The following is a 6,060-nucleotide window of genomic DNA, read 5'->3' as shown; positions in this document are numbered from 1 at the left end:
TCCTCGGAGGATACGGCACGTTCGGCGGTCGCCTGGCCGGGTTGCTGGCCGACGAGGGGCGGTTGACCCTGGTGATCGCCGGACGCTCCCTGGAGCGGGCCGCCGCGTTCTGCCGGACCCTCGGCGGCGCGGCGCGCGCGGTGCCGGCGGCCATCGACCGGGCGGGCATCGCCGACCGGCTGGACGCGTTCGCCCCCGACATCCTCGTCGACGCGACCGGTCCGTTCCAGGCCTACGGCGCGGACCCCTACCCGGTCGTGCGGGCCTGCCTCGCGCATGGGGTGCACGACCTCGACCTCGCGGACGGCGCCGGGTTCGTGGAGGGCATCGCGCTTCGATGCGGAGGCGCGCGCCGGGACCCTCTTCATCCTGTCCGGCATGAGCAGCTTCCCGGTCCTGACGGCGGCGGTCGTCGACCATCTGACGCAGGACATGTCCGAGGTCCGCGCCGTGACCGGCGGGATCGCGCCCTCGCCCGACGCGGGCGTCGGCCCGAACGTCATCCGCGCGATCGCGGGCTACGCCGGACAGCCGCTCCGCCTGCGCCGCGAGGGGCGGGACACCACCGGGTACGCGCTCACCGAGAGCCTGGATTACACGATCGCGCCGCCGGGCCAGCTCCCGCTCAGGACGACGCGCTTCTCCCTGGTGGACGTGCCGGACCTGCAACTCCTGCCCCGCCGCCTGCCGTCGCTCGCCGACGTCTGGGTGGGCGCAGGGCCGGTTCCCGAGATCCTCCACCGGGATGCTGAACGGTCTCGCTTGGCTCGTGCGCTGGCGCCTCCTGCCGTCGCTGGCCTTCCTCGCGCCCCTGATCGACCGGGTGATCAACGTCGTGCGGTGGGGCGAGCATCGCGGCGGCATGTTCGTGTCGGTGGCCGGCCTGGACGCAGGCGGCGTCCCGGTCGAGCGAAGCTGGCACATGGTGGCGGAGGGCGTGGACGGACCGCTCATCCCGTCCATGGCGGCCGAGGCGATCGTTCGCAACGCCGTGGCGGGGCGCCGGCCGGAGCCCGGCGCGCGGCCGGGGGACGGAGAACTCAGCCTCGCCGACTACGAGGCCCTGTTCGCGCGGCGGGCGATCCGGACCGGCCGCAGGCGATCGGAGGAGGCCGCCGCGGGCGTGCCGCTGTACCGGCGGCTGCTCGGCGAGGCCTGGGACGGCCTTCCGAGCGCCCTGCGCGCCCTGCACGGCGCGGGCGGACCGCGGACGTATCGCGGCCGGGCACGCGTGGAGCGCGGAACCGGCGTCCCGGCGCGCCTCGCCGCACGGCTGTTCGGCCTCCCCGCGGCCGGGGAGGACGTGCCCGTGGAGGTCCGCTTCACCGTCGCGGGTGCGGGCGAGACCTGGCGGCGCGACTTCGCCGGCCTGACGTTCGCGAGCCGCCAGTCGGAGGGGCGCGGCCGCTGGGAACGCCTCCTCGTCGAGCGGTTCGGTCCCGTGGCGGTCGGCCTCGCCCTCCTCGTCGAGGACGGGCGGCTGCGCATGGTCGTCCGACGCTGGTCGCTCCTCGGCATCCCGATGCCGATGGTGCTGGCCCCGGGCGGGAATACCTTCGAGGCGCAGGAGAACGGCCGGTTCACGTTCCACGTCGAGATCGGCCATCCGCTGACGGGTCGGATGGTCCGGTATCGAGGCTGGCTCGAACCCGTCCTCGTCTCGGATGCGGTCAGCCGTGGCTGACCGCATCCTAAGCAGGCTTTCGTGGCTTCGCCCACGAAAGCCTGCTTCGATCTGTTTGTTGCCGCATCATTTTCGACCGAGAACCGCGGGACACTTCGCGGAATGATGCTTAGACGGCGGGAACCTCAGGAGGATCACGCCTGCGCGGTCGAGCGGATTTGCCACCGGCCGCATCTTTGCCAGTGGTCGAAATCCGCCGCCGATGGCAGTGGAGGAACGCGCCCGCAGCCGGGCGAGGGAGGCACGCTCGCATGCCGGACGACGTCGCGCGGAGCAGCCCGGGCAGGCCGCTCGTCCTGCACCACCTCTCCGACCGGCGCATCGCCGCGATGCTCGGGCTCGGCTTCAGCTCCGGCATCCCGTTCCTGCTGGTCTACGTCACGCAGTCGGCGTGGCTGTCGGAGGCGCGGGTGCCGATCGGCATCCTCGGTCTGATGAGCGAGCTGACGCTGGCCTACAAGTTCAAGTTCCTCTGGGCGCCCTTCCTCGACCGCTACGACGCGCCCGTTCTCGCACGGTGGCTCGGGCGGCGGCGCGGCTGGATCGTCGCCTCGCAGATCGGCGTGATGCTGACGCTCGCGGGCGTCGCCTTCGGCGATCCGGCCCACTGGCTCGCCTGGACGGTGGTGTTCTCCCTGGCGCTGGGATTTGCCGGCGCGACGCAGGACGTGGTGATCGACGGCTGGCGCATCACCGTGGCGCCCCCTGAGCGGCAGGCGCTGATGTCGTCCGTCGCCGAGGTCGGCTGGCGGGTGGGCAACCTCGCGGCGGGTGCGGGCGCCCTCTACCTCGCCGACGCCTATGGTTGGCGCGCCGCCTACCTCTGCATGGCCGTACTGATGGCGCCGGGCATGATCGCGGCGCTGATGGCCCCCGAGCCGGATTCCGACAAGAACGCCGCGCACGAGCACGCCGGCTTCGTCGAGACGGTCATCGCCCCGATCCGGGATCTGGTCGCGCGGCTCGGGCCGATGGCGCTGCCGATCCTGCTGATGGTGGCGGGCTTCCGCATGCCCGGCTACGTGTCGAGCGCGATGGCGATCCCGCTGTTCAAGAGCCTGCACTACTCCAACACCGACATCGCCACGGTGACGAAGCTGTTCGGCTTCGGCGTCGCGCTCGGGGGCACGTTCCTGGCGAGCTTCGTCGTGCCGCGGATCGGCATGATGGCGAGCCTCGTCGTCGGCACGGTGTTCGGCTCGGCCTCGCACCTCGCGCTGGCCTACCTCGCCGTCCACGGCGGCGACGGCGGGGGCGCGTTCTGGACCTTCGCCGTCGCCGTCAGCATCGACAGCTTCGCCTACGCCTTCGCGTCGATCGTGCTGATCACCTACATGTCGTCGCTCACCGCGAGCGCGCACGCGGCGAGCCAGTACGCGCTCCTGACCTCGCTCTGCGCGCTGCCCGGCAGCCTGCTCGCGGGCGCCTCGGGCTTCGTCATCGAGGACCTCGGCTTCGCGTGGTTCTTCGTCGGGACCTCGCTGATCGGCGTGCCGGTGGCCGCACTCTGCTGGTACGTCTGGCACGCCCACGCGCGGACGGATGCGCGGGCCGCCGCCTGAGATCGCGGCACGGAACGCGGGCGAACCTGTGCCGTTGTCCGGGAAGAACCCACTGCGGGCCGGGATGCGCCGCGCCCGAGTCCCCCGAAGGCCCTCATGAAAACCCGTTTCGCCGGCCTCCTGGCCGCCATGCTCGTCCTCCCAGCGGTAGCGCAGGCGCAGGGTCGGATCGACCGCGGTGCCGCCCACGCGACCGCGCCGGTCGCCGCCGACGGCCGCGCCCCCTGGAACGCGCCGTGGGCCTACGATTCGGGCGGCGACAATGACCGGCACCCGGAGCTGCCCTACTACCAGCAGGGCCGCGGCCAGCAGACCGGGGGCCCCGCCCGCAACCTGCTGCCCGACGACGGCCTGCACATCGTCCCGCGCTGACACGCGCATGAAGGCCGTGATCTTCGACATCGACGGGACGCTGCTCGACAGCGTCGACCTGCACGCCGAGGCCTGGGTCGCGGCCTTCGCCCACTTCGGCGTCGAGACCGACGCGCGCGCCGTCCGCGGCCAGATCGGCAAGGGCGGCGACCAGTTGATGCCGGTCTTCCTGTCCGAGGCGCGGATCGCCGCGGAGGGCGAGACGATCGAGGCCTACCGCTCGGACCTGTTCAAGCGGGCCTACCTCGACCGGGTGCGGCCGTTCCCGGGGGTGCGCGCCCTGTTCGAGCGCCTCCGCGCCGACGGGCTCGCCATCGCGCTCGCCTCCTCCGGCAAGCGCGCGGAGGTCGAGCACTACCAACAGATCCTCGGGATCACCGACCTCGTCGACATCGCGACGAGTTCGGACGAGGCCGAGCGCTCCAAGCCCTATCCCGACATCTTCGAGGCGGCCCTGACGAAGCTCGGCGGCGTGGAGAAGGCCGAGGTCGTCGTGATCGGCGACACTCCCTACGATGCCGAGGCCGCGGCGAAGGCGGGGCTGGCCACGATCGGCGTGCTGTGCGGCGGGTTTCCGGAGGCCGACCTGTCGGCGGCGGGCTGCATCGCGATCTACCGCGACCCGCAGGACCTCCTCGACGGCTACGCCGCCTCGCCGCTGGCGCGGACCTGACCGGCGCGTCAAGGCAGATCCAGGCAGGAAGCAGGGGGTGGCCCCGGTTGTCCCCGCAATCCCGGTCGGCGTGTTGCCCGGGTGCGACGCGGCCCTTCGCCGACTATGAATTCGTGCGGGACCTGCTGGCGGAGCGTGCGCGAAAGGCGTAGCCACCCGCCCGGCGATCCTGGATTTCTCCGAGAACGAGCGCGGACCATGCGTCAGACGGCCAAGACCGAGGCGGAGGGGCAGGGCTCCGGCAGCGATGCGTCACTGCATGCGCGGATCGCGGAGGCGGTGCGGAACCGCGCCACGCCGATCAGTCAGCTCCTGCGCCTGATGTCGGCGCTGGATGCGGAAGGCGGTGCCAACGAGAACCTTCGCCTCCAGCTCCGCGCTCGGATCGGCGCCCCGCTGGACGCATGAGCAGGCGTCGGTGACGCCGCAGGCCTAGCAGCGGTTGTGCCCGGCCACCGACTGATGATGGTGCGCCGCACGAGGTCGAGCGTGCCGTCCCGCTCGGAACGGCAGGCGCAGGGCTCATCGGACCTGCAGCCGCGACGCGTTCGAAGTGGGTTCAGGGCTGAACCCAGAGGCATTGGGCCTCCGCCCTGACGGCCAGACACTCGAACGGCACCCCGCCGATCATCGCGCGATGCTCCACCACGCCGATATCCGCGCGCGGTGTTACCCGACAACCGGGCTGCTCCGCGACGCGCGCCAAGGCGGTACTTCGGTCCGGTGCGGCGGCGGTCAGCAGGCGCAGGGACACGAGGCTGTCGCAGGCGACGACCAGTCCGGCATCCGCGGCGAGAGCTGGCGACGCAAGCGCCAGAAGGCCGACCAGCATCCACCGCATCGACATCCCTTCCCAACTCCGGCACCCGGTGCCCCGCGTCATCGTTTCAACCGCGAAATCCGCCTCCAGGAGGATTGAGGGCGCCCCGCAGGTTCTCGGTCAGCGGGCATGGGCCGCGAGCCACGGGAACGAGAGCGACCGTCCGCAGCGGCGGACGGCGCGGTTTGGGAACCGGCCGGCGAGGCTCCGGCTCAGCGCTTGGTCTTCACCTTGGCCTTGCGGGCGGCGTAGCGCGCATCGCGCAGCTCCTTCTTGGCGGCGAGTTCGGAGGCCTTGCGCTCCTGAAGGGCTGCGGCCTCCGCGGCCTCGCGGGCGATCTGGGCTGCGAGTTCCGCCTCCTCGCGGGCGCGCTTCTCCGCGGCGGCCTGCTTCTCGGCGGCGAGGCGGGCGGCTTCCCGCTCGCGGATGCGCGTCTCGCGGGCCTGGACGAGTTCGGCCCGGGCCTTGGCCTTGGCCACCATCTCCGGGTCGTCCGCCGGCGGGCGGGCCTTGAACTTGGCCAGCAATGCGGCCTTGGCGTCGGCGGAGTTCTGGCGGCGGTCGTCGAAATTACGATAGTCGAATGCGCTCATCTGGCCTTTCTCGTACGGTGTCTCACTTCGGGGTTTCGGGAGCGTCCCTGGCGGATCAATCCGCGGGACGGGGCCGGTGGAACGGGCCCGTTTGGTCTCAGGATGCGTGGTCGCTGCGCTTCCAAGGAGGCAATGACCGAGGTCCCGGCGCCGTGCAACCTGGGTTGCACCGAGGCGGGGTGAGGATCGGGGACAAAGGCCGGCGCGGCGGTGGAAATTCGTCGACGGATGCGGAAATGCCGCAGACAGGCATGCGTCCCCGAACGGGAGTCCGGGGACGCGAAGAGACCTCAGACGGCTTGGAGGTTTCCGGCCGACTGCTTGCCGGTGCGCCGGTCGTTCTCGATCTCGTAGGA

At 71.8% G+C, this 6,060-nt stretch carries 8 protein-coding genes; 6 read left to right on the top strand and 2 right to left on the bottom strand.

Annotation, left to right across the window (positions count from 1 at the left end):
- Positions 1-41 precede the first annotated feature (41 nt).
- From ACFE8Y_RS11980 to ACFE8Y_RS11955, 6 genes are all read left to right on the top strand, one after another.
- Complete coding sequence (locus ACFE8Y_RS11980) at positions 42-752, top strand: hypothetical protein (protein WP_375464630.1); 711 nt, start codon at positions 42-44, stop codon at positions 750-752.
- Entirely contained in the window at positions 746-1,684 is a 939-nt protein-coding gene (locus ACFE8Y_RS11975; RefSeq protein ID WP_375464608.1) for a DUF4166 domain-containing protein, read from the top strand. The genes ACFE8Y_RS11980 and ACFE8Y_RS11975 overlap by 7 nt, the downstream gene beginning before the upstream one ends.
- 251 nt (positions 1,685-1,935) lie before the next feature.
- On the top strand, positions 1,936-3,246 hold the full coding sequence (locus ACFE8Y_RS11970; RefSeq protein ID WP_375464607.1) for an MFS transporter: 1,311 nt from the start codon (positions 1,936-1,938) through the stop codon (positions 3,244-3,246).
- Between the two features lie 96 nt (positions 3,247-3,342).
- Positions 3,343-3,618, top strand: coding sequence for a hypothetical protein (locus ACFE8Y_RS11965; RefSeq protein ID WP_375464606.1), 276 nt, complete (start codon positions 3,343-3,345; stop codon positions 3,616-3,618).
- A 7-nt stretch (positions 3,619-3,625) separates the two neighbouring features.
- A complete protein-coding gene (locus tag ACFE8Y_RS11960) occupies positions 3,626-4,291 on the top strand; it encodes an HAD family hydrolase (RefSeq protein WP_375464605.1) in 666 nt (221 codons plus the stop codon).
- A gap of 198 nt (positions 4,292-4,489) precedes the next feature.
- Entirely contained in the window at positions 4,490-4,699 is a 210-nt protein-coding gene (locus ACFE8Y_RS11955; RefSeq protein WP_375464604.1) for a hypothetical protein, read from the top strand.
- Positions 4,700-4,850: 151 nt separating this feature from the next.
- On the opposite strand, the gene ACFE8Y_RS11950 is transcribed toward ACFE8Y_RS11955, so the two are convergent.
- Positions 4,851-5,132: a hypothetical protein gene (locus tag ACFE8Y_RS11950; RefSeq protein ID WP_375464603.1), complete on the bottom strand. Its 282-nt coding sequence runs from the start codon at positions 5,130-5,132 to the stop codon at positions 4,851-4,853.
- Between the two features lie 191 nt (positions 5,133-5,323).
- Entirely contained in the window at positions 5,324-5,704 is a 381-nt protein-coding gene (locus tag ACFE8Y_RS11945) for a DUF6481 family protein (protein WP_375464602.1), read from the bottom strand.
- Positions 5,705-6,060: the final 356 nt, after the last annotated feature.

It is taken from the genome of uncultured Methylobacterium sp. (assembly GCF_964242245.1).
Classification (GTDB): domain Bacteria; phylum Pseudomonadota; class Alphaproteobacteria; order Rhizobiales; family Beijerinckiaceae; genus Methylobacterium.
Note: the sequence above shows the minus strand (reverse complement) of the source record. Positions and strands in the feature narration are given on the sequence as shown.